At 66.1% G+C, this 26,255-nt stretch carries 23 protein-coding genes; 12 read left to right on the top strand and 11 right to left on the bottom strand.

Translation table 11 applies throughout. From position 1 onward, the window contains the following. Positions 1-37 precede the first annotated feature (37 nt). Positions 38-2,566: an ABC transporter permease gene (locus LX70_RS09495; RefSeq protein ID WP_105514444.1), complete on the bottom strand. Its 2,529-nt coding sequence runs from the start codon at positions 2,564-2,566 to the stop codon at positions 38-40. Continuing rightward, positions 2,563-3,273 carry an ABC transporter ATP-binding protein gene (locus tag LX70_RS09490; protein ID WP_105514442.1) on the bottom strand — a complete coding sequence of 237 codons (711 nt, stop codon included), beginning with the start codon at positions 3,271-3,273 and terminating at the stop codon, positions 2,563-2,565. Before LX70_RS09490 ends, LX70_RS09495 begins: the two co-directional genes overlap by 4 nt. A 61-nt stretch (positions 3,274-3,334) precedes the next feature. Between LX70_RS09490 and LX70_RS09485 the strand changes: the two genes are divergently transcribed. The 3 genes from LX70_RS09485 to LX70_RS09475 all read left to right on the top strand — a co-directional run bounded on the left by LX70_RS09485 (position 3,335) and on the right by LX70_RS09475 (position 6,243). After that, positions 3,335-3,967: an arylesterase gene (locus LX70_RS09485; RefSeq protein ID WP_105514440.1), complete on the top strand. Its 633-nt coding sequence runs from the start codon at positions 3,335-3,337 to the stop codon at positions 3,965-3,967. Positions 3,968-4,041: 74 nt separating this feature from the next. After that, entirely contained in the window at positions 4,042-4,767 is a 726-nt protein-coding gene (locus LX70_RS09480) for a sterol desaturase family protein (RefSeq protein WP_105514438.1), read from the top strand. A 57-nt stretch (positions 4,768-4,824) separates the two neighbouring features. Then, a complete protein-coding gene (locus LX70_RS09475; RefSeq protein ID WP_105514436.1) occupies positions 4,825-6,243 on the top strand; it encodes an FAD-binding oxidoreductase in 1,419 nt (472 codons plus the stop codon). Here LX70_RS09475 and hemC read toward each other — a convergent pair. Next, positions 6,240-7,190, bottom strand: a complete 951-nt coding sequence (gene hemC / locus LX70_RS09470) for a hydroxymethylbilane synthase (protein ID WP_105514434.1) — start codon at positions 7,188-7,190, stop codon at positions 6,240-6,242. The genes LX70_RS09475 and hemC overlap by 4 nt on opposite strands. A 106-nt stretch (positions 7,191-7,296) precedes the next feature. Here hemC and hemE point away from each other — a divergent pair, with 106 nt between their 5' ends. After that, entirely contained in the window at positions 7,297-8,322 is a 1,026-nt protein-coding gene (gene hemE, locus LX70_RS09465; protein ID WP_105514708.1) for a uroporphyrinogen decarboxylase, read from the top strand. 3 nt (positions 8,323-8,325) lie between these two features. Here hemE and LX70_RS09460 read toward each other — a convergent pair whose 3' ends face one another. Next, positions 8,326-8,952: a TetR/AcrR family transcriptional regulator gene (locus LX70_RS09460; RefSeq protein ID WP_105514433.1), complete on the bottom strand. Its 627-nt coding sequence runs from the start codon at positions 8,950-8,952 to the stop codon at positions 8,326-8,328. A 142-nt stretch (positions 8,953-9,094) separates the two neighbouring features. Between LX70_RS09460 and LX70_RS09455 the strand changes: the two genes are divergently transcribed. The 5 genes from LX70_RS09455 (at position 9,095) to LX70_RS09435 (ending at position 16,612) form a co-directional block, all read left to right on the top strand. Then, a complete protein-coding gene (locus LX70_RS09455) occupies positions 9,095-11,134 on the top strand; it encodes an NADH:flavin oxidoreductase (RefSeq protein WP_105514430.1) in 2,040 nt (679 codons plus the stop codon). Between the two features lie 337 nt (positions 11,135-11,471). Continuing rightward, positions 11,472-12,593, top strand: a complete 1,122-nt coding sequence (locus LX70_RS09450; RefSeq protein WP_105514428.1) for an ABC transporter ATP-binding protein — start codon at positions 11,472-11,474, stop codon at positions 12,591-12,593. 78 nt (positions 12,594-12,671) lie between these two features. Then, positions 12,672-13,766 (top strand): extracellular solute-binding protein, encoded by a 1,095-nt coding sequence (locus LX70_RS09445; RefSeq protein ID WP_105514426.1) that lies wholly within the window; start codon positions 12,672-12,674, stop codon positions 13,764-13,766. Between the two features lie 87 nt (positions 13,767-13,853). Continuing rightward, a complete protein-coding gene (locus LX70_RS09440) occupies positions 13,854-15,422 on the top strand; it encodes an ABC transporter permease (protein WP_105514424.1) in 1,569 nt (522 codons plus the stop codon). A 5-nt stretch (positions 15,423-15,427) separates the two neighbouring features. Continuing rightward, on the top strand, positions 15,428-16,612 hold the full coding sequence (locus tag LX70_RS09435; RefSeq protein ID WP_105514422.1) for an ABC transporter permease: 1,185 nt from the start codon (positions 15,428-15,430) through the stop codon (positions 16,610-16,612). Positions 16,613-16,685: 73 nt separating this feature from the next. Here the strand turns inward: LX70_RS09435 and LX70_RS09430 are convergent, their stop codons facing one another. From LX70_RS09430 to betI, 5 genes are all read right to left on the bottom strand, one after another. Beyond that, on the bottom strand, positions 16,686-17,630 hold the full coding sequence (locus LX70_RS09430; RefSeq protein ID WP_105514421.1) for an AEC family transporter: 945 nt from the start codon (positions 17,628-17,630) through the stop codon (positions 16,686-16,688). Positions 17,631-17,639: 9 nt separating this feature from the next. Continuing rightward, positions 17,640-18,437 (bottom strand): MBL fold metallo-hydrolase, encoded by a 798-nt coding sequence (locus LX70_RS09425; RefSeq protein ID WP_105514420.1) that lies wholly within the window; start codon positions 18,435-18,437, stop codon positions 17,640-17,642. Position 18,438: 1 nt separating this feature from the next. Continuing rightward, the gene (locus LX70_RS09420; protein ID WP_105514418.1) at positions 18,439-19,239 is read right to left on the bottom strand and encodes a TatD family hydrolase; all 801 of its coding nucleotides are present in this window, start codon (positions 19,237-19,239) and stop codon (positions 18,439-18,441) included. Between the two features lie 61 nt (positions 19,240-19,300). Continuing rightward, positions 19,301-20,950 carry a choline dehydrogenase gene (gene betA / locus LX70_RS09415; RefSeq protein WP_105514416.1) on the bottom strand — a complete coding sequence of 550 codons (1,650 nt, stop codon included), beginning with the start codon at positions 20,948-20,950 and terminating at the stop codon, positions 19,301-19,303. A 3-nt stretch (positions 20,951-20,953) separates the two neighbouring features. Further along, a complete protein-coding gene (gene betI, locus LX70_RS09410; protein WP_105514415.1) occupies positions 20,954-21,529 on the bottom strand; it encodes a choline-binding transcriptional repressor BetI in 576 nt (191 codons plus the stop codon). A gap of 216 nt (positions 21,530-21,745) precedes the next feature. On the opposite strand from betI, the gene choX reads away from it, so the two are divergent. The 3 genes from choX (at position 21,746) to choV (ending at position 24,664) form a co-directional block, all read left to right on the top strand. Beyond that, the gene (choX, locus tag LX70_RS09405; protein ID WP_105514413.1) at positions 21,746-22,681 is read left to right on the top strand and encodes a choline ABC transporter substrate-binding protein; all 936 of its coding nucleotides are present in this window, start codon (positions 21,746-21,748) and stop codon (positions 22,679-22,681) included. Positions 22,682-22,799: 118 nt separating this feature from the next. Continuing rightward, complete coding sequence (gene choW, locus LX70_RS09400; RefSeq protein ID WP_105514707.1) at positions 22,800-23,636, top strand: choline ABC transporter permease subunit; 837 nt, start codon at positions 22,800-22,802, stop codon at positions 23,634-23,636. Further along, positions 23,633-24,664, top strand: coding sequence for a choline ABC transporter ATP-binding protein (choV, locus tag LX70_RS09395; RefSeq protein ID WP_105514412.1), 1,032 nt, complete (start codon positions 23,633-23,635; stop codon positions 24,662-24,664). The genes choW and choV overlap by 4 nt, the downstream gene beginning before the upstream one ends. Before the next feature lie 2 nt (positions 24,665-24,666). Here the strand turns inward: choV and LX70_RS09390 are convergent, their stop codons facing one another. Next, positions 24,667-25,572: a DMT family transporter gene (locus tag LX70_RS09390; RefSeq protein ID WP_245885020.1), complete on the bottom strand. Its 906-nt coding sequence runs from the start codon at positions 25,570-25,572 to the stop codon at positions 24,667-24,669. Between the two features lie 39 nt (positions 25,573-25,611). Further along, positions 25,612-26,214 (bottom strand): LysE/ArgO family amino acid transporter, encoded by a 603-nt coding sequence (locus tag LX70_RS09385; protein ID WP_425430582.1) that lies wholly within the window; start codon positions 26,212-26,214, stop codon positions 25,612-25,614. Positions 26,215-26,255: the final 41 nt, after the last annotated feature.

Raw genomic sequence — 26,255 nt, 5'->3', positions numbered from 1 at the left:
TGCGCACAATCTGGCCAAGTGTGACCAGAATGCGCGTCTAATCGCGCCCACGCAACACCGTCGCGGGCCGCGCGGCCAGCGGGCGCAGGGCGAACAGCAGCCCCGCCAGTAGCGTGACGATGGCCCCGCCCGCAACGATGGCGATGGCCGAGACGGGTTCGAACCGGAAGGTGGCATCCATCACGAAATACATGATGGCCCAACCGGCAAGGCCGCCGAACAGGACCGCGACCACCCCCGCCGCCGCGCCCATCAGGGCAGACCGCAGCGCAAAGCTTTTCAGTATCGTGGCGCGCGTCGCGCCCAGCGTCTTCATCACCGCCGCCTCATAGACCCGTGACCGCTCTCCCGACGCCGCCGCCCCGATCAGTACCACAAGCCCGGTCAGAAGCGTCACCCCGGCGGCGACCGAGGTGGCCCGTGCGATGGCGCCAAGCGCCTCGCTGACGCGGTCCACGACGTCGCGGATGCGGATCGCGGTGATGTTGGGATAGGCCGAGGCCAGTTCGCGCAGGACCGGCGCCTCTGCCCTGCGGTCGGCATAGACGGTGGCGATGAAACTGTGCGGCGCGCCGGACAGCGCGGCAGGGTTCATCACCATGACAAAGCCGATCCCGGCGGTGGAAAAATCCACCTCGCGGAACGAGGTGATCGTGGCCTCCACATCGCGGCCAAGGACGTTGACGGTGATCCTGTCGCCCAGCTTCAGGCCCAGTTCCTCTGCCTCTTCCCGCGCGAAGCTGACCTGCGGCGCGCCGCCATACTCCTTCGGCCACCAGGTTCCGGCGGTGATGCGGGTGTTTGGCGGCGGCTCGGCGGAATAGGTCAGGCCACGGTCGCCGCGCAGGACCCAGTGATTGCCGGCGACCTTCTCTGCATCCACCCCGTTGATCTTCGTCAGCACCCCGCGCAGCATCGGCGCGTCTTCTTCCTTGGTAACGCCCGGATTGGCGGCAAGCTTGTCGCGGAAGCCGTCGATCTGGCCGGGCTGAATGTCGACGAAGAAGTAGGAGGGCGCAACATCGGGCAGGTCGCGCGCGATGGCGCTGCGGAGGTTCCAGTCGATCTGCCCGACGGCGGCCAGAACCGACAGGCCAAGGCCAAGCGACAGGACGACCGCCGTCGCCTCCTCTCTCGGGCCACCGATGGCGGCAAGCGCAAGGCGCAGCGCCGGGCGGCCACGCGCATTGCGCCCCATGCGGCGGGCGAGGCGGCGCAGGAGGAGCGCGGCGAGGGTCAGAAGAAGCAGCGCCGCCAAAATCCCCGCCAGCGTCCCAAGCGCCAGCGGGCGCGAGGCCGACAGCGTCACCGCCGACAGGATCAGCGCGCCCAGAAGCCCCGCCATCGTCAGCGCCAGCGGCCATCCCGGCCAGCGCCGCCGCTCTGGCCCAAGGTCGCGGAACAGCGCCGCGGCGCGAACCGCGCGCGTCCGGGCCAAGGGCCAAAGCGCGAAGACAAGCGCGGTCAGCACGCCGTAAAGCGCCGCCTCGGCCAGCGCCGCCCCGTCGATGCCGATGGACACCGGGATCGGCAGTTCCGCCGCGATGGCAGGCCCGGCAAGGATCGGCAGCCCCGCGCCAAGGACAAGGCCAAGCCCCACCCCAAGCGCCGTCAGCGCCGCGATCTGGATCAGGTAGGTGGCAAAGATCGTCCGCCCTTCGGCCCCAAGCGCCTTCAGCGCGGCGATGGTCTCGATCTTGCCATCCAGATAGGACCGCACGGCCGAGGCGATGCCGACACCACCCACCGCCAACCCCGCCAGTCCGACGAGGACGAGAAAGGAGCTCATCCGGTCGATGAACCGCTCCGTCCCCGGTGCGCCGTTGCGGGCGTCCTGCCAGCGCATGCCGCTGTCGGGAAAGGCCGCGGCCGCGCGGGCCTCGAACGCCGCAAGATCGGTGCCGGGGGGGAGGAGGAGGCGATAGCGGGTGTCGAACAGGCTTCCCGGTTCAAGAAGCCCGGACCCGGCAAGGTCGGCGGCCTTGACGATGGTGCGGGGGCCAAAGCTGAACCCGCCCGTCGCGCTGTCGGGTTCGCGTTCGATCACCGCCGTCAGGTGAAAGGCGTTGCGGCCCAGCTTGAACCTGTCTCCGGGTTTCAGGCCCAGCCGGTCGGCCAGAACCGGGTCCATCACCGCGCCGGGCAGCCCGCCCTGCGCCGCGAAGGCCTCGGCCGGGGTCATCGCAGGGGCCAGTTGCAGCGCCCCGGTCAGCGGATAGGCATCATCGACCGCCTTGACCTGCGTCAGCGCGCGTTCGGCCGCTTCGCCCTCACCCCGCACGACCATGGACCGGAAATCCACGATCCCGGACACGCGCGTCGCGGTCCGGTCCATGAAGGCGCGTTCTTCATCCGACGCATAGCGGTAGGTGAAGGACATCTGCGCATCCCCGCCCAGCAGGACGGCGCCCTGATCCGCAAGCGCCCGCTCGATCCCGCCGCGCACGGTGCCGACGGCGGCAATCGCGGCGACGCCAAGCGCGAGGCAGGCGAGGAAGACGGCAAAGCCCCGCACACCCCCGCGCAACTCGCGCCGCGCAAGCCGGACAGCGACCGGAAGCCTCATTCCCCGACCCCGGCAAGGGTCGTGGCCCTGCGATCCTCGCCCGCGATGGTGCCGTCCTGAAGCCGCACGATCCGGTCGCAGCGCGCGGCAAGCTCGGGCGCATGGGTCACAAGGACCAGCGTCGCGCCATGCCGGTCGCGCAGGTCAAAGAGAAGCTCCATGATCGTCTCGCCGGTCGCCCCGTCCAGATTGCCGGTCGGCTCATCCGCCAGAAGGATCGCCGGGCGCGGCACGGCGGCGCGCGCCAGCGCCACGCGCTGCTGTTCGCCCCCCGACATCTGCGCCGGATAGTGATCGAGCCGCCCGCCGAGGCCAATGGCGCGCAACTCCTCCTCCGCGCGCGCGAACGCATCCCGCACCCCGGCCAGTTCCAGCGGCACCGCGACATTTTCAAGCGCGGTCATCGTCGGAATCAGGTGGAAGGACTGAAAGACGATGCCCATATTCTGTCTGCGGAACCGTGCCAGCGCGTCTTCGTCCATCGCCGTCAGATCCTGACCCAGCGCGCGGACGCTGCCCGTGCTGGCGCGCTCAAGCCCGCCGAGCAACATCAGGAGCGACGACTTGCCAGACCCCGACGGACCGATCAGCCCGACGCTTTCGCCCTTGCCGACGGAGAGCGTGATGCCCTTCAGAATCTCGACCGGGCCGGCGTTTCCGGCAAGCGTCAGCCCCACCGCGCGCAGGTCGAGGATCGGGTCGGTCATGCGCGGGCTCCGTCACTTTATGTCAGTCTGCAATTCCCTTGGATATGGGGCCGGGCGGCCGATGCGCAACCTTGCGCTTGCGGTCCTTTTTGTCGCGGCACCGCCCGCGCTGGCCGCCGGACCAGAGGTCGTCGCGCTGGGCGACAGCCTGACGGCGGGTTACGGCCTGTCGCCGGGTGAGGGTCTCGTCCCGCAGTTGCAACGCTGGCTGGACGATCATGGCGCGGCGGCGACCCTCGTCAATGCCGGTGTCTCCGGCGATACCACGGCGGCGGCGCTGGCGCGGGTCGACTGGGCGCTGACGCCGGGTGCGAAGGCGATGATCGTCACGCTGGGCGGCAACGACCTTTTGCGCGGCCTGCCGCCGGAAGAGGCGCGCGCCAATCTGGACGCGATCCTGACCAGGGCCGAGGGCGCCAAACTGCCGGTGCTGCTGGTCCCGATGGTCGCGCCGGGCAATTACGGGCCAGAGTACAAGGCCGCCTTCGACGCGATCTATGCCGATCTTGCCAGCGCGCATGGCGCCATCCTTGGCGAGCCGCTTCTGCAACCGATCCTCGACCAGCCCGACCGTCAGGCGGCGCTGAAAGATCTGATGCAGCCCGACGGCATTCACCCCAACGCGAAGGGCGTCGGGCTGATCGTCGATGTGCTGGGGCCAGAGGTCGTGCAACTGCTGGGCCGGGTGAAATAACGCCACGTCGGCGTTGACCGGGCGCACGGGCGGGCAGAGCATCGGGCCAGGGCAACAGGCCGGGGGAGGGCCTGATGGAAAGGCTTCGGCTGATGTTTCGTCACGGTCCGATCGTCGGCATCGCGCTGGTGGTCGTCGCGGGCGCGCTTGTCGTCGCGCTGGACGGGCGGGGCTGGCTTTGGGCGCTGGCGCTTCTGGGCGTTCCGGCGCAGATGCTGAACGAATACAACCTGCACCGCTTCATCTTCCACCTGCCGCCGCCGCGACGTCAGTGGCAGTTCGACCTGCTCTACCGCGCCCATTACGGCCACCACGATTTCCCGACGAACACCGATCTCTTCTTCGTGCCGGGCTTCGTCGTCCTGCCGGTTCTGCTCATGAATACCACGCTCATCTGGGCGATGCTGACCCTTTTCGGCGCAAGCTGGGCCATTCCCGGTACGGCGGCCATCGTCGCGGTCGGCGGCGGGCTGACTTTCCTCGCCTATGAGTGGTTCCATTCCACCGCGCATCTGCCGGTTCGAAAAACGGCCCTGGAACGGCATGTCGCCACGCTGCACAACCAGCACCATTTCCGCGATTTCTCGAAATGGTTCCACGTCACGGCGGGCGGAGAGGTCATCGACCGCATCATGGGAACCGCCATTGATCGAGAGGCGCTGAAATCGCAACAACGGATCGCGTTCATCCGCACGCTGGGGATGCGGCCCGACGATCCGCGCCTGATCGCGGCGCGGCACCGCTTCGCCGCCCGCTACCGGCTGAGCGCCGACGACATCGCCCGCGCCGCCCGCAGCTGACGGATTGCCCCGGCCGCCGCGTTGGCTATGCTCCGCACGTCATACGGGAGGGATGAGATGACGGATACGATCGCGGCGTTCACGGCCATTCTGGGCAAGGCGCATGTTCTGACCGGCGCGGATGCCGCCCGCTACGGCGTCGACGCGACCGGATATTACCCGTGCCAGCCGCTTGCCGTCCTGCGCCCCGCCACGACGCAGGAGGTGTCGGCCGTCCTCAGCCATGCCAATGCGTCCGGCATCGCCATCGTGCCCGCGGGCGGTCGTACCGGCCTGACCGGCGCCACCCATGCCGAGGGCGCGGTGATGCTGTCGCTGGAGCGGATGAACCGCATCCGTGACCTGCGCCCCGCCGCGCGTGTGGCGGTGGCCGAGGCGGGGGTGATCCTCTCCACCCTGCATGACCGCGCGGCGGAACACGGGCTTGACTTCCCGCTCTGGTTCGGCGCGCGCGGGTCGGCCACTATCGGGGGGGTGCTGTCGACCAATGCCGGGGGATCGAACGTCCTGCGCTATGGCAATACCCGCGCGCTCTGCCTTGGGGTCGAGGCGGTTCTGGCCGACGGGCGGGTGCTGAACCTGATGGGGGCGCTGCACAAGGATAATTCCGGCTATGACCTGCGCGATCTTCTGATCGGCGCCGAGGGGACGCTGGCCGTCATCACCGCCGCGACGCTGAAGCTTGTCCCCGCCGCGAAGGCGCGCGCGACGGCGGTTCTGGGGATGAAGTCGCTGGACGATGCGCTGATGCTGCTGAACCGGGTGCAGGAGGCCAGCGGCGGCATGGTCGAGGCCTTCGAATACATGCCCGACACCTATCAGAGGCAACTCCGCGCCGCGCGGCCCGACCTTGGGCTGAACCTGCCCGATATTCACCCGGTCTCGATCCTGATCGAACTGGGCGCGACGGCGCCGCGCGACACGGTCGCGAACGCCGATGGCAGCCTGCCCCTGACCGAGCTTCTGACCGAAGCGCTGGAACCGATGCTGGAAGACGGGACCATCGACGACGCCGTGATCGCCACATCCGGCGAACAGCGCCGCGCGATCTGGGAGCGGCGCGAGGCCGCTTCTGAGATCACCTATGCGGCGGGAACCACCATCGACACCGACATCGCGCTGCCGCTGGATCGCGTGACGGCCTTCCTGGAACGGATCGAGCCGGAACTGCAAAAGCTCGATCCCGGCGCGGGCAACCTTGTCGTGGCGCATCTGGGGGATGGCAACCTGCATTACACCGCGCTGCCCACCCGCGATGATCCGGCACTTCACGACGCGGTGGTCGAGGCGGTTGAGGACATCGTGGCCGATCTTGGCGGCAGCTTTTCGGCCGAACACGGCATCGGCCTGTCGAAACGCGCGACGATGGCGCGACGCAAGGACCCGGTGGCGCTGGATGTGATGCGGGCGATCAAGGCCGCGCTGGACCCGAAGAACACGCTGAACCCCGGAAAGGTCCTGCCGCCCGCCGGTTAGCGCCAGTCGAAGAAATTCGCGGGCGCCTGCGAAAGCAGCTCACGCGCAAGGTCCGCGCCCGCCTCGGCGGCATCGGCCACGGCCACCCGCCGTTCACCCCCGATCACTTCAGAGCCGTCCGGGCGCAGAATCTCTCCCCGCAGCCACAGCCCCGCGCCGTCATGCAGCGCCAGCCCGGCGATGGGCGTCTCGCAGGACCCGTCAAGCGTGGCGAGGAACGCGCGTTCGGCGGCAAGCCTCTCCCCCGTCGGGCCGTCATGCAACGCGGCCAGCATTGCGCGGACCGTGTCATCCGCCATGCGGCATTCGATCCCGATAGCGCCCTGCGCGACGGCGGGCAGCATCTCTTCCACCTCGATCGGGCCTTGCGCGACATGGGCCATGCCCAGCCGGTTCAGCCCGGCCATGGCCAGAAACGTCGCCTGCGCCACCCCGTCCTGAAGCTTCTTCAGCCGGGTCTGCACGTTGCCCCGAAACTCCACCAGTTTCAGGTCAGGCCGACGATGGGCCAACTGCGCGCGGCGGCGGAGCGAGGACGATCCGACCACCGCCCCCTCGGGAAGATCGGTCAGCCGCGCGATACCGGGCGACACGAAGGCGTCACGCACGTCTTCACGCGGCAGGTAGCAGTCCAGGATCAGCCCCGCGGGCTGTTCGACCGGCATGTCCTTCATCGAATGGACGGCGATGTCGATGGCCCCCGACAGCAACGCCTCTTCGATTTCCTTTGTGAAAAGCCCCTTGCCGCCGATCTCTTTCAGCGGCCGGTCGGCCGCGATCAGCGCGCGGTCGTCTCCGGTCGTCTTGATGATGACGATCTCCACCGCGCTTTCATCAAGGCCATGCGCGGCGCGCAGGCGGTCGCGGGTCTCATGGGCCTGGGCCAGCGCAAGGGGGGAACCGCGCGTGCCGATCTTCAGGGGCGTCTGGGGCGTGAAACGGGTCATACCCACGCCATAGCCGCGACAGATTGCCCGCGCAATGCCCCGTGCAGCGGACGGCTGCTTGACATCTGGTCGCAGGGCGGGGTGAAAGGGGCGGATGGAGGCCCCGATGACCAAGACGATCCTGCGCGCGCTAGCGGGCGAAACCCTACCCGTTCCGCCGGTCTGGATGATGCGCCAGGCGGGCCGCTACCTGCCGGAATACCGCGCCACGCGGGCCGAGGCGGGGGATTTCCTGTCGCTCTGCTACGCGCCCGACCTTGCGGCCGAGGTCACGTTGCAGCCGATCCGGCGCTACGGCTTCGACGCGGCGATCCTGTTTGCCGACATTCTCCTTCTGCCGCAGGCGCTTGGCGCCGATCTGTGGTTCGAGACCGGCGAAGGGCCGCGACTGTCCACGATCACCACGCCGGGTGAGCTTGCGAAGCTGAAACCTGTCGAGGCGATCCACGACACGCTTTCCCCGATCTATGAGACGGTGCGCATCCTTGCGCGGGACCTGCCGAAGGACACCACGCTGATCGGTTTCGCGGGCGCGCCCTGGACCGTGGCCACCTATATGGTCGCCGGTCGCGGCACGCCCGATCAGGGACCGGCCCATGCGCTGAAGGCCTCTGACCGCGCGACGTTTCAGGGCCTGATCGACATCCTGACCGAAGGGACCATCGCCTACCTCTCCGCGCAGGTCGAGGCGGGGGCCGAGGTCATCAAGCTGTTCGACAGCTGGGCCGGATCGCTGAAAGGGCAGGATTTCGACGATTTCGCCCTTGCCCCGGCCAAGCGGATCATCGCCGCGCTGAAGGCGCGCCACCCCGGCCTGCCGGTCATCGCCTTCCCGCGTGAGGCCGGGCCGCGCTACGAGGGGTTTGCGCGCGCCACCGGCGCCGATTGCGTCGCGCTCGATTCCTCTGTCTCCGCAGACTGGGCGGCGGCGCATGTCCAGAAGGACGGCTGCGTGCAGGGCAACCTCGACCAGCGGCTTCTGGTGACGGGGGGCGAGGATCTGGTGGCCGAGACGAAGCGCGTGGTGCGCGCCTTTTCCGGCGGGCCGCATATCTTCAACCTAGGCCACGGCATCACGCCCGATGCCGACCCGGACAACGTCCAGCGCATGATCGACGCGATCCGGGGATAGGCGTCAGCCCTTCAGGTGGCGGGCTGCGAAGACGGCCAGTTCGTCTTCGGTCGCGCGCTGGCCGGTAAAGGTCTCGATATAGGTCGGGATACGTTCCAGCCGCCGTTCAAGGCTTTCGGCCGTCCCCAGCGCGATATAGCCCACCTGCGTCAGGTAGATCGCGCTGGCGCGGATGTCGGCCTCATCGGCGCCAAAGCCGTGACGTTCGAACATCGCCCGGATCGCGGCGGTCCGGCGCGCATCGGCATCCGTGAACGCCTCTCCCAGCGCGGCATCGGTCCGCGCCCAGTCGCGCATCGCCGCCTCAAGCCGCGAATCGAACAGATCGGCCGAAATCCAGCAGTCGAACAGATTCAGAAGTGCGGCCGCGATGGACGGCGCGGGGCGCTCTGTCTGGCGGATCAGGTTGCCGGTGTTCTTGTCCTGCCAGCGCTTCACAAGGGCGGCCAGCAGCGCCTCACGGTCCTGGAAATGCCAGTAGAAGCTGGTCCGTGACAGCCGCAACCGCTTGGCAAGCGGCAGGATCTTCACCGCCTCCACCCCGCCTTCGATCAGCATGTCATAGGCGGCGGCGATCCAGCCGTCCTCTGTCCCGCGCCAGCCGCGCCCAAGGGGTTCTTCGCTCTCCATATCCCCTCTTAGACCGCTTTGTGTACCTCGTGTCGAATAAAATCGACACACCTGTCGATTTTAGCATATCATGCCTGCGAAACTGCGCATATGAGCGATTCCAGCGCCCGGAGACCTCCGGGCAGGACCAAGGGAGAATGGCATGGCCTCGAACGATCCGCTTCTTCAGCCCTACCAGCTGAAGCACCTGACCCTGAAGAACCGCATCATGACGACCAGCCATGAACCCGCCTATCCCGAGGCGGGCATGCCCAAGGACCGCTACCGCGCCTATCACGTCGAACGCGCCAAGGCCGGGATCGCCATGACCATGACGGCAGGCTCTGCCGCGGTGTCGAAGGACAGCCCGCCGGTCTTCAACAACATCCTCGCCTACAAGGATGAGGTTGTGGGCTGGATGAAGAAGCTGACCGACGAATGCCATGACCATGGCTGCGCGGTGATGATCCAGTTGACCCACCTTGGCCGCCGGACCCACTGGAACAAGGGCGACTGGCTGCCCGCGCTGACCACCTCGCATCAGCGCGAACCGGCCCATCGCGCCTTCCCGAAGAAGATGGAGGATTGGGACATCGCCCGCATCATCCGCGACTATGCGGATGCGGCCGAACGGATGGCCGCCGCCGGTCTCGATGGGGTGGAGCTTGAATGCTACGGCCACCTGATGGATCAGTTCATGTCACCCCTGACGAACGAACTGGACGCGCCCTATGGCGGCAGCCTTGAAAACCGGGCGCGCTTCGCGCTTGAGGTGACGGCCGCGATCCGAAAGCGCACCGGCGACAAGTTCCTGATCGGCGTGCGTTACACGGCGGATGAGACCGCGAAAGGCGGCATCACCGAGGATGACGGCGTGGCGATCGGCAAGCTGCTGCGTGACGGCGGCAATGTCGATTTCCTCAACATCATTCGCGGCCAGATCCACACCGATCCGGCGATGACCGATGTGATCCCGGTGCAGGGCATGAAATCCGCCCCGCATCTGGATTTCGCGGGCCGCATCCGGGCCGAGGTCGGGATGCCGACCTTCCACGCCGCGCGCATCCCCGATGTCGCCACCGCCCGCCACGCGGTCGCCAGCGGCAAGCTGGACATGGTCGGCATGACGCGGGCGCATATGGCCGACCCGCATGTCGTGCGGAAGATCATCGAAGGGCGCGAGGATGATATCCGCCCCTGTGTCGGCGCGACCTATTGCCTTGACCGTATCTACCAGGCCGGTGATGCGCTTTGCATGCACAACGCCGCCACCGGGCGTGAACTGACCATGCCGCATGACATCGCGCCTGCCGGAACGCGCAAGAAGGTGGTGATCGTCGGCGCCGGCCCCGCGGGGCTTGAGGCCGCCCGCGTCGCCGCCGAACGCGGCCACGCCGTGACGGTGTTCGAAGCCGCCTCGCAACCCGGCGGGCAGGTCCGCCTGACCGCGCAAAGCCCGCGCCGCAAGGAAATGATCGGCATCATCGACTGGCGCATGTCCCAATGCGCTGCCCGCGATGTCGAATTCCGCTTCGACACCTGGGCCGAGGCCGATGACGTGACCGCGCTGAACCCCGATGTGGTGATCGTCGCCACCGGCGGCCTGCCGCATACCGATGTGCTTGAGGCGGGCAACGACCTTGTCGTGTCCTCCTGGGACCTGATCTCGGGCGATGTGAAGCCGGGCGCGAATGTCCTGATCTACGACGACGCGGGCGACCATTCTGGCCTTCAGGCGGGCGAGATCGCAGCAAAGGCAGGCGCGAAGGTGGAAATCATGACCCCCGACCGCAGCTTCGCGCCGGACGTGATGGCGATGAACCTTGTTCCCTACATGCGGTCGATGCAGGACAAGGACGTGACCTTTACCGTGACCTATCGCCTCACCTCGGTGGCGCGGGACGGCAATCAACTGAAGGCGACGATCGGGTCGGACTACATGCCGCTTGCGAAGGAAAGGCACTACGATCAGATCGTCATCAACCATGGCACGCTGCCGCTGGACGATCTCTATTTCGCGCTGAAGCCGCTGTCTTCGAACCACGGAGAGGTGGACTATGACGCGCTGATCGAGGGGCGGCCCCAGACGGTGGGCGGCGGGCAGGGGGGCGGCTTTCAGCTCTACCGTATCGGCGACGCGGTTTCGGCGCGCAACACCCATGCCGCCATCTATGACGCACTGCGTCTGGTGAAGGATATCTGACGCCACCCAGGCCTACTTTCCGGGTGTGTGCGAACGATATTTCGGGGCGGCCCCAAGACCGGGGTCGCCCCGATCCGTTCGCGCGGTGACTGCGATCCGGGCAGCCGGATGCCATTTCGGGCAGGGCGGCACAAAGGTCGCAGGACCGTTCGCGCTAGCACCGCAGATTTCATTTCGCAGGTGTCGCCCCCGCATGTTAAGACGTCGCAAACAGAATGACGACGAGACGATTTCCGGCGATCTTCCGCCCCGCTGACGGCACAAAAGAACGGGTTGAAAAGCGGGTTCGATTTCGTTTTAGTCGTCACACGGGATTAAAAAGACTCAAAAAAACACAATGGGGAGCCCGAGTTTGACCGATGCAACGACCGGCGGAGACGCCGCATTCGTCGAATTTGATCACGTTCAGAAAAGCTATGACGGTGAAACCCTTGTCGTGAAAGATCTCAATCTTTCGATCGCCAAGGGGGAATTCCTGACGATGCTCGGGCCGTCGGGGTCCGGCAAGACGACCTGCCTGATGATGCTGGCGGGGTTCGAGACGGCCACCCACGGAGAAATCCGTCTGGCCGGGCGGGAGATCAACAACATCCCGCCGCACAAGCGCGGCATCGGGATGGTGTTCCAGAACTACGCGCTTTTCCCCCATATGACGGTGGCGGAAAACCTCGCCTTCCCGCTTGAGGTGCGCAAGTTGGGCAAGAGCGAGCGGGAACAGAAGGTCAAGCGCGCGCTGGACATGGTGCAGATGGGCGCCTTCGGCGGCCGCCGCCCGGCCCAGCTTTCCGGCGGCCAGCAGCAGCGGATCGCGCTGGCCCGCGCGCTGGTGTTCGAGCCTGAGCTGGTCTTGATGGACGAACCGCTCGGCGCGCTCGACAAGCAACTTCGCGAGCATATGCAGTTCGAGATCACGCGCCTTGCCCATGAGCTTGGCATCACCACGGTCTATGTCACCCACGACCAGACCGAAGCGCTGACCATGTCCGACAACGTCGCGGTCTTCGACGACGGCCGGATTCAGCAGCTTGCCCCGCCTGCGGTCCTTTACGAAGAGCCGGAAAACAGCTTCGTTGCCCAGTTCATCGGGGAAAACAACACCCTTGAAGGCGTGGTGCAGGAGATCAAGGGCGACATCGCGGTGGTCAAGCTTGACGATGGCGAGTTGATCGACTGCAAGCCCGTCAACGTCTCAAAGGCCGGTGAGCGCACCCGCGTTTCGATCCGGCCCGAGCGGGTGGAAACCAACAAGGCCCGCTTGCAGCCGGGGGCGCATACGCTCAAGGCCGAGGTGCTGGAATTCATCTATATGGGCGATATCTACCGCACGCGTCTGCGCGTCGCGGGGAATGACGACTTCGTGGTCAAGACGCGCAACGCGCCCGACCAGAAGCGTATGCAGCCGGGCGAGCAGATCGAAATCGGCTGGCTGCCGAGCGATTGCCGGGCGCTTGACGCCTGAGCGCACGGACCGACCTGTGCCTGTCCCGGGGACACGGGTCGAAACATCACATCACGGGAAGACAATAGGGAGCAAACGATGAAACTGACCTCCATCCTCCTCGCCTCCAGCGCGCTCACGCTCGCTGCCGGTGCGGCGTCGGCGATCGACCTGACCTTCGTGTCCTGGGGCGGCGCCTACCAGAACTCGCAGCTGAAAGCCTATGCCGAGCCCTACATGGCAGAGCACCCGGACGTTCACATTGCCTGGGACGAAAGCTCGGCCGAGGCCGTGGCGAAACTGCGCGCCATGAACGAAGCGGGCAACGTGACCTGGGACCTGGTCGATGTGACCGTGTCCGACTCCATCCGTCTTTGCGACGAGGGTCTGGCCCGCGAGATCGACTTCGATACCGAACTCGCCGCCGCGCCGGATGGCACCTCGGCCACCGATGACTTCGGTGCGACGCTGATCAACGACTGCTTCGTGCCGCAGATCGTCTATTCCACCACCTTCGGCTATCGCACCGATCTGGTGGGCGACACGCCGCCGACCTCGGTCTGCGACATCTTCGACCTTCAGAAGTACCCCGGCAAGCGGTCGCTTCAGAAGCGTCCGATCGACAACATGGAATGGGCGCTTTACTGCGACGGCGTGGCCGAGGAAGACATCTACAACGTGCTTGGCACCGATGAAGGCGTCGATCGCGCGCTGAAAAAGCTCGACACCATCAAGGATCAGGTCGTCTGGTGGACCGCCGGCGCCGAAACGCCGCAACTGCTGGCCGATGGTGAGGTCGTGTTCGGCTCGACCTTCAACGGTCGCCTCTTCTCCGCCATCGTTGAGCAGAACCAGCCGATCGCGATGCTCTGGGACATGCAGTCCTATGACATCGACGGCTGGATCGTCCCGACCGGCCTCGACGCCGAGAAGGAAGCCGTCGTCATGGACTTCCTGAAGTTCGCGACCGATACCCAGCGCCTTGCCGATCAGGCGAAGTACATCTCCTACGGCCCGGCCCGCGCCTCTTCGGCGCCGCTGGTCGGCAAGCTGGACGGCACCGACATCGACATGGCGCCGCACATGCCGACCGACCCGGCCAACGCGACCAACGTCCACCGCTACGACTACACCTGGTGGGCCGACCATCGCGATGACCTGGATGCGAAGTTCCAGGCGTGGCTGGCGCAGTGACCTGCTGACGGGGAAGGGGCCGGTGACGGCCCCTTCCACCCCATTCGTTTTGCAATTTCTGAAGACCTGACGACTGACGGGGGAGCGATGAGCGACATCACCCAGGACGGCCCGATGCTGGCTGCCGATGGCACGCCGCTGAAGAAAAGTCTGGCGCGCGCGTTGAGGCGCCAGAAGATCCGCGCGCTGATGCTGATCGCGCCGCTTCTGATCTTCGTCCTCGTGACCTTCATCGCGCCGATCGCGGACATGCTGTTCCGCTCGGTCGAAAACCAGATCGTCCGCGATACGCTGCCGCGCACCGTCGTCGCGTTGAAGGACTGGAACCCCGATGGCGAGGAAATCCCCGGCGAAGCTGTCTTTCAGGCGCTGAACCTCGATTTCCAGATCGCCGCCGAGGAAAAGAACCACACCAAGCTCGGCTCGCGCCTCAACTACGAAAGCCCCGGCATTTCTTCCGTCTTCCGCTCGACCGGGCGCGGCGCCGACAAGATCGGCAAGGATGCCGAAAAGACCTTTACCGGCATCGACCCGCGCTGGAAGGACCCGGCGATCTGGGCGGGGATCTTTGCGTCGCCCGAGGCCGAAACCGCCCTGCCACGCAGCGCGCGGGCCTATGAGGCCTTTGCCAAAAGCGTCCGCGCCGAGGGCAAGAAAGAGGTGGCGAAGGCCAAGCTCTGGCCCGTCGTCTTCTCTGCCCTGCTCGACGACCTGACGCTGGCCCAGCCCGATGCCGCCGCCGTTGCGGCGCTGCCCGCGCCGGGACCGGAACTGGTCAACGCCGCCTTGGCCGCCGGGCTGCAACCCATTGATGCCAAACAGGCATTTCTTGAGATCAACGACGGCTGGTCAAAGCTTGACCTGTGGCAGACCATCTCTGCCTACAGCCCGCCCTATACCGCGGGCTACTTCCTGAACGCGGCCGATTTCGAACAGACCAGCCACGGGATCGAGGCCCGCCCGCCGTCAGAGCGCATCTACCTCAAGCTTTTCTGGCGCACGCTCTGGATGTCGATGACGATCACGGCCTGCTGCATCCTCCTTGGCTACCCGGTCGCCTGGCTTCTGGCGAACCTGCGCGCCTCGACGGCCAACGTCCTGATGATCCTCGTCCTCTTGCCGTTCTGGACCTCGCTTCTGGTGCGGACCTCGGCCTGGAAGGTGCTGCTGCAACAGCAAGGGGTCATCAACGACCTTCTGGTCTGGATGGGGTTGGTCAGCGACGGCAACCGGCTGGTGATGATCAACAACCAGTTCGGCACGATCATCGCCATGACCCACATCCTGCTGCCCTTCATGATCCTGCCGCTTTACTCGGTGATGAAGACGGTGCCGCCGTCCTATGTCCGCGCCGCGAAATCGCTGGGCGCGACGCCCTGGACGGCCTTCTGGCGGGTCTATTTCCCGCAGTCCATTCCGGGCATCGGCGCGGGGTCGATCCTCTGCTTCATCCTCGCCATCGGCTACTACATCACCCCCGAACTGGTCGGCGGGACCGAGGGCGTCTTCATCTCGCGCTACATCGCCTACCACATCTCCACCTCGCTCAACTGGGGTCTGGCGGCGGCGCTGGGGACCATCCTTCTGGCGGCGGTGCTGCTGCTCTACTACGTCTACGACAAGATCGTGGGCATTGATAACGTGAAGCTGGGATAACGATCATGGCAACGCTCGCACCGACCCTTCGCAAGCCCAGCCTGACCGGCTTTGTCCTGCCCCTGACCGCGCTGGCGGGCGCGCTTCTGGGCTACCTTGTCGGCAACGCCAAGGGCAACGCCCTTCTGGGCATCGTCGGCGGCGCCGTCTTTGCCGGGGTTCTTGCCTTCGTCCTGGTCTCCTTCGTGCCGCAGCGGCGGATGGGGCGGCTGATCGGCGCCGTCGCCACCGGCATCGCCGGGGCGCTGATCGCGGGTGTGGCGGGGCTGGTCTTCGGGGCCATCCTTGGCCTTGTCCTCAGCTGGATTGCCTATTGGCTGGCCTCGGGCGATTATCGGGCGAGCGTGCCGGTCTACGCCACCCCGCGCGAAGTTCTGTGGGCCAATACCTTCCGCTTCATCTGCGGTGTGATCTTCTTCTTCCTGATCGCACCGATCCTTGTCGTCATCCCGCTTAGCTTCAATGCCGAGAACTTCTTCACCTTCACGCCGAAGATGCTGGCGCTGGACCCCGAAGGCTATTCGCTGAAGCATTACCGGGATTTCTTTACAAATACTGACTGGACCGGCGCCTTCTACAACTCGCTGCGCATCGCGCCGGTGGCGACGCTTCTGTCGGTCAGCTTCGGCACGCTGGCCGCGATCGGGTTGAGCCAGAGCCACGTCCCCTTCCGCCGCGCCATCATGGCCATCCTGATCTCGCCCATGATCGTGCCGCTGATCATCTCGGCGGCGGGGATGTATTTCTTCTATGCGCGGATGGGGCTTCAAGGCACCTACTGGGGCGTTGTCCTGGCCCACGCGGCGTTGGGAATTCCCTTTGTTATCATTACGGTAACGGCGACGCTGGTGGGCTTTGATCGATCCCTTACCCGCGCTGCGGCGAATATGGGGGCGGGGCCGGTCACCACCTTCTTCCGCGTCCAGATGCCGCTGATCCTGCCGGGCGTGATCTCTGGCGCGCTTTTTGCCTTCATCACCTCGTTCGATGAGGTCGTCGTGGTGCTGTTCGTCGGCTCCGCGCAACAGAAAACCCTGCCTTGGCAGATGTTTATCGGCCTGCGCGAACAGATCAGCCCGACGATCCTGGCGGTGGCGACGGTCCTTGTGGCCTTCTCGGTCGTCCTGCTGGTGACGCTGGAACTGCTGCGGCGCCGCTCCGAACGCCTGCGCGGGATGAGCCCGAGCTGACGTCGGAACGCCGCGTCGGGGCCGCGTCGTTACCCTGTAGGGACCGCGTAGGGCATCTGTAGCTACAGCCGCCCTACGCCAGAAGCGTCAGCCAGACCGAGACGGTCAGGACCGACAGCGCCGTCGCGTAAAGTACCGCCGAGGCGGCGACGCGTTTGCCCACGCCGTACATGTTGGCGAAGACATAGGCATTGACCCCCGGCGCCATCGCCCCGGTCAAGACGGCAGAGCGGAAGGGGCCGGTCGGCAGACCCACGCCCCTGCCCATGAACCACGTCACCACCGGATGCAGGATCAGCGCGATGGCGCAGACGTAAAGCACGGTCAGCTTGTCCCCTTCGGGCCGGTAGCGGACCAGCACACCGCCAAGACCGAAAAGCGCGGCGGGAAGGGCGGCGCGGGACATCATGTCAAGCGCCTGCGCCGCGACGGCGGGGGTCTCCACCCCCGAAAGGTTCACGGCGAAGCCAAGCGCGATCCCGATCACCAGCGCGTTGCGGAACATCGCGTTGAAGATGTTGCGCAGCGTCGTGACCACCCCGCCGCCGGTATGGCGCGCGATCTCCATCGCCGTGATGCCGAGCGCGTAGCAGAAGGGGGAGTGCATGGCGATGATCGCATAGTTCGGCGCCAGGGCGCCCGCACCATAGGCACGTTCCGTGATCGGCAGGCCGAGGAGGAGAGAGTTGGAGAAAAGGCAGCAAAACCCGATGGCAACGCTGTCCGTCCAGGGCCGCCCGAAGAGGTAGCGCGCGCCGAAAAGCCCGGCGAGGAAGCCCAGCGTCGCGCCGCTGTAGAAGGACAGCAAAAGCGGCCACTGGAACGTCTGGCCAAGGTCCAGCGTGGAAATTGCGCGGAACAACAGGCAGGGGATCGCGAATTGCTGGGTGAACTTCATCAACCCGTCGACGCCCGCATCGGGGAACAGCTTCAGCGCCACGGCCGCATAGCCAAAGCCGATGACGAGGAAGACCGGCAGGGTCACCTCGAACAGCGTCTCAAGCGGCAGGGCGGGCATCGCGGCGCCCTACGCCGGGAAGTCCAGCACCATCCCGTCATAGGCGGCGCTGACATGGTCGGGGGTTTCCGCCTCGACCGTCGCATGATCGAGGTCGATGTGCATGTTGGTCAGCACCGCCCGTTTCGGCGCCACCCGCGCGATCCATTCCAGCGCAAGGTCGAGATGGGCGTGCGTCGGGTGCGGCGTGCGGCGCAGCGCATCGACGATGAAGCAGTCGAGCCCCTCAAGATGCGGCCAGGCATCGTCGGGGATGGTCAGCACGTCGGGCAGGTAGGCGAGCGCGCCGATGCGGAAGCCCAGCGCCTCGATATCGCCATGCTGGACGTGGAAGGGCGTCAGCGTGATGTCGCCCCCCGCGCCGTGGATGGTGAACGGCCCCCGGATCGTGTGCAGGTCGCAGATCGGCGGGTAAGAGGACCCCTGCGGCTGCACGAAGGCGTAGGAAAACCGCGCCATCAGCGCGTCCTGCGTCGCCCCGTCGGCCCAGACCGGCACCCGTTTATGGGTGTTGAAGACAATCTGGCGGATGTCATCCAGGCCGTTGACATGATCGGCATGGGAATGGGTGTAGGCGACGGCGTCCAGCGTCGCGATGCCGGTTTTCAGCAACTGCTCGCGCATGTCGGGGGCGGTGTCGATCAGCACCCGTGTCGTGCCATGCGGGCTGATCCGTTCGACCAGCATGGAACAGCGGGTGCGGCGGTTCTTCGGGTTCGCCGGGTCGCAATCGCCCCAGACATCGCCGATGCGCGGCACCCCGCCGGAAGACCCGCAACCGAGGATGGTGAAGCGCATCGTGACCATGTCAGGCCGTCCCCCTTGCCGCCTTGGTGAAGAGGCGTTCGAAATTCTCTTCGGTCCGCGCCGCGAACTCCTCAACGCTCAACCCGTAAACCCCGGCGCCGACCCTGGCGGTATGGGCGACATAGGCCGGTTCGTTGCGCTTGCCCCGGAAGGGCGGCGGGGCGAGGTAGGGGGAGTCGGTTTCCACCAGCACCCGCTCAACCGGCGCGGCGGCGAAGATGTCGCGCACCTCCTGGCTTTTGGGGAAGGTCGCGATGCCGGACATGGAGAGGTAAAAGCCAAGCTCCAGCGCCGTCTTCGCGAGGTCGGGGCCGGAGGAAAAGCAGTGCATGACGCAGCTATAGGCGCCGTTGCGGTATTCCTGCCCGAGGATGCGGGCCATATCCTCATCCGCGCTGCGGGCATGGATGATGAGCGGCAGGCCGGTTTCCCGCGCCGCCGCGACATGGATGCGGAGCGAGACCTGCTGCGCCTCGGCGCTTTCGGCGGTGTAGTGGTAATCAAGCCCGGTTTCGCCGATGCCGACGAATTTCGGGTGCCGCGCCAGCGCGATCAGATCGTCCACGGCGGCCATCGGTTCTTCGGCCACGCTCATCGGATGGGTGCCTGCGGCGTAGAACACGCCCTCATGCGCCTCGGCGATGGCGCGGACGGCGGGTTCGTTCCTGAGCCGGGTGCAAATCGTCACCATGCGGTGAACGCCCGCCGCATTGGCGCGCGCGACCAGCCCGGCGGTGTCGCCGCCGAAGTCGGGAAAATCGAGGTGGCAATGGCTGTCGGTCAGGCGCGGAACATCGGTCATGGCCTGCCTTTAGCGCGTTTCGCGGGCAATGGAAATCGCCCTTGCCCGCGTCAGACCGCCGTCAGCGCTGTGCGCTCTGCCAGCGCGGGCTGACCCAGGGTTCGGCGTTCGAGGGCGCACGCATCCCCTTGCCAAGGATATGGTCGGATGCCTTTTCCCCCACCATGATCGACGGGCCGTTGAGGTTGCCGTTGGTGATGCGCGGAAAGATGGAACTGTCGGCGACGCGCAGCCCGTCGACGCCGATCACCCGGCAGTCGGGATCGACCACGGCGCCGGGGTCGTCTGCCGCCCCGATCCGCGCGGTGCCGCAGGGGTGATAGGCGCTTTCGGCATGTTCGCGGATGAAACCGTCGATCGCGTCGTCGCTGTTGGTCCCGGCGCCGGGCTGGATCTCGTGCTTCACGAAGGGGCGGAACGCCTCTTGCCCGAAGATCTCGCGCGTCAGGCGGACGCATTTGCGGAACTCGGCCCAGTCGTCGGGATGGCTCATGTAATTGAAGCGGATCAGCGGCGCGGCCTTGGGATCGGCGGAGGCGAGTGTCACGGTGCCGCGCGATTTCGACCGCATCGGGCCGACATGGGCCTGAAACCCATGCCCCTCGGCCGCCGCCTTGCCGTCGTAGCGCACGGCGATGGGCAGGAAGTGATACTGGATGTCGGGATAGGGAATGCCCTTGTCCGACCGGATGAAGGCCGCGCTTTCGAACTGGTTCGAAGCGCCAAGACCCTTGCCGGTCAAAAGCCATTGCGCCCCCACCAGCGCCTTGCCCCAGAGGTTCCAGTACTTGAACAGCGTGATCGGCTGGAGCGAGGCATATTGCATGTAAATCTCCAGATGGTCCTGAAGATTGGCGCCGACGCCGGGGCGATCCGCGACCACCTCGATGCCATGGCTGCGCAACTCCTCCGCCGGGCCGATGCCGGAGAGTTTCAGCAGCTTCGGTGTGTTGATCGAAGAGGCGGCAAGGATCACCTCGGCCCCTGCGGCGATCACCTCGACCTTGCCGTCACGCTCCACCTCCACCCCGGTGGCGCGGCCGTTCTCGATGACGACCTTGCGGGCAAGGGCGCGGATCAGGGTGCAGTTGGGGCGTTTCAGCGCCGGGCGCAGATAGGCATTGGCCGCCGACCAGCGCCGCCCGCGCCAGATCGTCGCCTCCATCGGGCCGAACCCTTCCTGCTTCTGGCCGTTATAGTCGTCCGTCACCTCATACCCCGCCTGCCGACCGGCCTCGACAAAGGCGTGGAACAGCGGGTTCTGGCGCGGGCCGCGGGTGATGTGCAGCGGGCCGGAGGTGCCGCGGAACGTGGTGTCGCCGCCGCCGTGCCATGTCTCCATCCGCTGAAAATAGGGCAGCACATCGGCATAGGACCAGCCCGCCGCGCCGCTGTCGGCCCAGTGGTCGAAATCCATCGCATTGCCGCGCACAAAGACCATGCCGTTGATGGACGACGATCCGCCGATCACCTTGCCGCGCGGGGTGGCAAGCCTGCGCCCGCCCAGCTTCGCCTCGGGTTCCGACCGATAGCCCCAGTCATAGGCCCCCATGTTCATCGGATAGGACAGCGCGCCGGGCATCTGGATGAACGGCCCGGCATCCGAGCCGCCGAATTCCACCACGATGACGCTGCGCCCGGCCTCCGACAGGCGGTAAGCCATGGCGCAGCCGGCCGATCCGGCGCCGACGATGACGTAATCGGCCTTCATCTTCTATTCTCCGATTTCTCTCTCAAGGCAGTCCCAGACCATCGCCGCCGCCTTGCTGGCCGTGGGGGAATCGCCCTTCAGCACCTCGCGCAGATAGACCCCGTCGATCAGCGCGCCGACCGTGTCGGCGATCGTCTCGGCCCGGTCGCCCACAAGGGGGCGAAGATCGTGAAGCAGGGTAGAGCGCAGGCGCCCCTGATAGACCGATAGAAGACGCCGCGCCTGGGGCTGGGTCTGGGCGAGGACGTAGAAGTTCAGCCAGGCGCTGGCCACCTCGCGCCGGAAGCTGCCGCTGCCGAAACTGGCAAGGATCGTGGCGCGCAAGCGGTCCTTCGGCCCCCGCGCGGTCAGAAGCGCACCGCGCACCTCGGCGGCGTAAATCGTCAGGATATGGCGCATCGCGGCAAGGAAGATCTGTTCCTTCGAGCCGAAATAGTGATGCGCCAGCGCCGAGGACATGCCCGCGCGCTTGGCGATCTGGCTGACCGTCACGTCGAGAGAGCCATGGCGCCCGATCTCGGTGATCGTCGCCTTGACCAGAGCGGACCGGCGGATGGGTTCCATTCCCACTTTCGGCATCGGACGACCTTTCCCAGACAATATGTCATGGTTAAATTCGTTTTATTGACTCGTCAATCAACCTCTGCTCCGGGGAGGTGGAACAGACGGTTCCCCTTCGCGCGCATCTGTCATAGTCTTTGCCCAAGTCCGACAGGGAGACCTGCAATTCTTCTTGCCCGATGAGAAGAGACGACGTTAATTGACTCACCAATCAAGAAAACAGGGAGTACGACCATGACCCTCAGAACGACGCTTGGCGCGACGCTTGTCGCCGGTGCCGCCCTAGCCGCCGCCCCGGCCTTTGCGGCGGGCTGCGACAAGGTGATCTTTTCGGATGTCGGCTGGACCGACATCACCTCCACCACCGCCGTCGCCACCACGGTTCTCGACGCGCTGGGCTATGAGACCGAGGTGAAGGTGCTGTCGATCCCGGTCACGCTGACCGGCCTTGGCCAGGGCGACGTCGATGTGTTCCTTGGCAACTGGATGCCGACGATGGAGGCCGACATCGCCCCCTATCGCGACGCTGGCACGGTCGAGACGGTGCGACGCAACCTGACCGGCGCGAAATATACGCTGGCCACCAATGCCGAAGGCGCCAAGGAAGGCATCAGCGATTTTTCGAATATCGCCGAGCATAAGGACGCGCTGGACGGCAAGATCTATGGCATCGAGCCGGGCAATGACGGCAACCGCCTGATCCTCGACATGATCGAGAACGACCAGTTCGGCCTGGGCGGCTTCGAGCTGATCGAAAGTTCGGAACAGGGGATGCTGGCGCAGGTCGGCAATGCCGACAACGCGGGCAAGGCCATCGTCTTCCTTGGCTGGGAACCGCACCCGATGAACGCCAATTTCGACATGACCTACCTGTCGGGCGGCGATGATGTCTTTGGCCCGAACTTCGGCGGGGCCGAGGTCTTTACCATGGTGCGCGCGGGCTATGTCGCGGAATGCCCGAACACCGGCAAGCTTCTTGAAAACCTCGAATTCACGCTGCCGATGGAGAATGAGATCATGGCCAAGATCCTCGACGACGGCGAGGCGCCGGGCGATGCTGCGAAGGCCTGGCTTGCCGCCAATCCCGACGTGCTTGGCCCCTGGCTTGACGGCGTGACCACCAAGGATGGCGGCGACGCGATGGCGGCCGTCACGGCCGCGCTGAACTGACCTGACCGGCGCCGGCCCCTTCGCGCGAGGGGCCGGAACGGCCCCTGATCCCGCGCAGACGGGACCGGGGCGGCAACCACTTTCCGGGGGACGAGGGACGATGGCGCTGAACGATGCCATGGGCTGGCTGACCGACACCAAGATACCCGTCGGCAAGACCGCCAAGATACTCTTCGAATGGCTCAAGGTGAACGGGCGCGGCTTTTTCCAGTCGCTCTCCCAGCTTTTGCAATGGCTGATCGACAGCATCCTGTGGCTGCTTCAGACGCCGCATCCGCTGGTCATCATCGCGATCTTCGTCGCGATCACATGGTTCCTTCAGAAAAGCTGGAAGACCTGCGTGATGGTCCTTCTGGGCTTTCTGTTCATCCTTAACCAGGGCTACTGGAAGGAGACGACTGAAAGCCTGACGCTGGTCCTGTCTTCCTGCGTTGTCTGCATGGCGATCGGGGTACCGATCGGCATCGCCGCCGCGCACCGACCCCGGCTTTACGCCTGGATGCGGCCGATCCTTGACCTGATGCAGACCCTGCCGACCTTCGTCTACCTGATCCCGGCCATCGTCTTTTTCGGCATCGGCATGGTGCCGGGCCTGATCGCCACGGTGATCTTCGTCCTGCCCGCGCCGATCCGGCTGACCCATCTTGGCGTCTCTTCCACGCCGGAATCGCTTCTGGAGGCGGTGAAGGCCTTTGGCGGGACCAGCCGTCAGACGCTGTGGAAGGTGGAACTGCCCTATGCGCTTCCGCAGATCATGGCGGGGCTGAACCAGACCATCATGCTGTCGCTGTCGATGGTCGTCATCGCGGCCCTTGTCGGCGCCGCAGGCCTTGGCGTGCCGGTGGTGCGCGCGCTCAACTCGGTCAACACCGCGCTTGGGTTCGAGTCGGGCTTTGTCATCGTCGTAGTGGCAATCATTCTTGACCGGATGCTCAGGATCGGAGCCAGCAAATGACGGTGGCGGTGGAATTCGACAAGGTCAACATCGTCTTCGGCGATCACCCCGACCGCGCCCTGCCGATGATGGATGAGGGGCGGAGCCGGGCCGAGATTCAGAAGGCCACGGGGCAGGTCTTGGGTGTCCACGACTGTTCGCTCAGCGTCGAGACGGGGGAAATCCTCGTCCTCATGGGCCTGTCCGGTTCGGGCAAGTCGACGCTTCTGCGCGCGGTCAACGGGCTGAACCCGGTCTGCCGGGGGCGCGTGACGGTGCATGACGACGGCTGGTCCTGTGAGGTTGGCGGCGCGTCACGCGGCGATCTCTTGCGGGTCCGGCGCGAATGCGTCGCCATGGTCTTCCAGCAATTCGGCCTTCTGCCCTGGCGCACGGTGCGCGAGAATGTGGGCCTTGGCCTTGAGCTTGCCGGTCAATCCCCGGCCGAACGGCGCGCCAAGACCGACGAACAGCTTGCCCTTGTCGGCCTCTCGGACTGGGCCGACCGCAAGGTGGGCGAGCTGTCGGGCGGCATGCAGCAGCGCGTGGGCCTTGCCCGCGCCTTCGCGACCGAGGCGCCGATCCTCTTGATGGACGAACCCTTCTCGGCCCTCGACCCGCTGATCCGCACCCGGCTCCAGGATGAGTTGCTTGAGCTTCAGAGCAAGCTGAAGCGCACCATCATCTTCGTCAGCCACGACCTCGACGAGGCGTTCAAGATCGGCAACCGGATCGCGCTGATGGAGGGCGGGCGGATCGTTCAGTGCGGCACCGCGCGCGAGATCATCGCGCATCCGGCCTCGGACTACGTTGCGGATTTCGTCAACCACATGAACCCGCTGTCGGTCCTGACCGCGCGCGACGCGCTGGAACCCACACCGAACACGATCCCCACCGACGGAGAGACCGACATCGACACCCCGATCAAGGATGTGATGGCCCGGCTCAAGGATGAAACCCGCGCCCTTGTGGTGCAGGATCACGGCAAGGTCGCGGGCCAGATCTCACGCCGGACGGTGATTGCGCGGCTTCTCGACCCGCGCGGTTGAGGTCAGATCTTGGTGGCGGGTGGCGGCGGGGTGATCCCGCGCCGCCGGATCTGCGCCTCGCGCCAGGTCATGTAGCTGATCGCGGCGATGATCATGGCCCCGCCAAGCAGGATATAGGGATCGACCCGTTCGTCGAAGGCAAGCGCGCCCAGAAGGGACGCCCAGACGAGTTGCAGGAACGTCACCGGCTGCGTCACTGTCAGCGGCGCCGCGGCAAAGGCGCGGGCCATGCAGTAATGCCCCAGCGTCGCAAAGGCCGCGACGATGCCAAGCTGGCCGATCTGCGCCAGAGTCGGCGGCACCCAGACCATCAGCGCGAAGGGCGCAAGGCCGATCGTCACCGTCAGCGACAAAAGCGCGACCAGCGCACCGGCCGACATCATCGTCGAAAGCCGCTTGGCGATCAGGTAGGAAAAGCCGAAACAGGTCGCCGCCCCAAGCTGCGCGATCTGGCCGGACGAGATTTCCCGCAAGCCCGGCCGCAGGATCACCAGCGCCCCGATCAGCGCCACGCAGATCGCCATGATCCGCCTGAGCGCCAGCCTTTCGCCGAAAAACACCGCCGCTCCGATGGTGACGACAACCGGGTTCAGATAGCCGATGGCCGTCACCTCGGCCACCGGGATGCGGGCCATGGCATAGAACCAAAGCGCCACGGCCACGACGTGCAGCACGCCGCGCCCGAGGATCAGCGGCGGCGCGCCGGTCGGAAGCCCCGCGCGGAAGATCCCGATCAGCGCGGGGGACAGGAAGACGAGGCCGATCACGAACCGCAGGAATGCCGCCTCGACCGAGGGCAGGGCGGTCCCGAGATGGCGCACGGTTCCGGTGACGGCCACGAAGCTGAGGCCGGTGGCAAGCATCCAGAGGACGCCCGCGACGGGCCGGTTCTGTGCGGCGGTTTCCATGGCCCCGACAGAAGCCCATCGGGCGCGGGGCCGCAAGGCCTATCCGCGCGCCAGCGACAGCGCGATGGACCACATCACCCCGGCCACGATCAAGTCCAGCAACCGCCACGCGCCGGGCCGCGCGAAGACCGGCGTCAGAAGCCGGGCGCCATAGCCAAGCGACAGGAAGAACAGGAACGACCCCAGCGCCGCGCCAAGGCCAAAGACCCACTCCCGCCCCGGATACTGGGCCGAGATGCTGCCCAGAAGCACCACGGTATCAAGGTAGACATGCGGATTCAGCCAGGTGATCGCCGCCAGCGTCAGAAGCGTGCCGCGCAAGGGCGCCGCCTTTGCCGCCGCCGCGTCGAGATGTTCGTTGCCCCTCCAGGCGGCATGGGCCGCGCGCAGGCCGTAGACGCCCAGAAAGACCACCCCGCCCCAGCGCAGGATGGGCAGAAGGGCGGGCATCTTTTCGGCGGCAAGGCCGATCCCTGCCACCCCGGCGCCGATCAGGATCGCGTCGGAGATCGCGCAGAACAGGACGACCGGCAGCACATGCTCGCGTCGTAGTCCCTGCCGCAGCACGAAGACATTCTGCGCGCCGATGGCGGCGATCAGGCTTAGGGACAGGCCGAGGCCGGAAAGAAGGACGGGCAGCACGGGGGGAAACTCCTTGGTCGCGGGGCTTGACTAGGGCCACC

The sequence above is a fragment of the Albidovulum denitrificans genome, assembly GCF_002973535.1.
In the GTDB taxonomy this organism is placed as follows: Bacteria; Pseudomonadota; Alphaproteobacteria; order Rhodobacterales; family Rhodobacteraceae; genus Albidovulum; species Albidovulum denitrificans.
The sequence above is the reverse complement of the archived record's forward strand: the minus strand, read 5'-3'. Positions and strand labels throughout refer to the sequence as shown.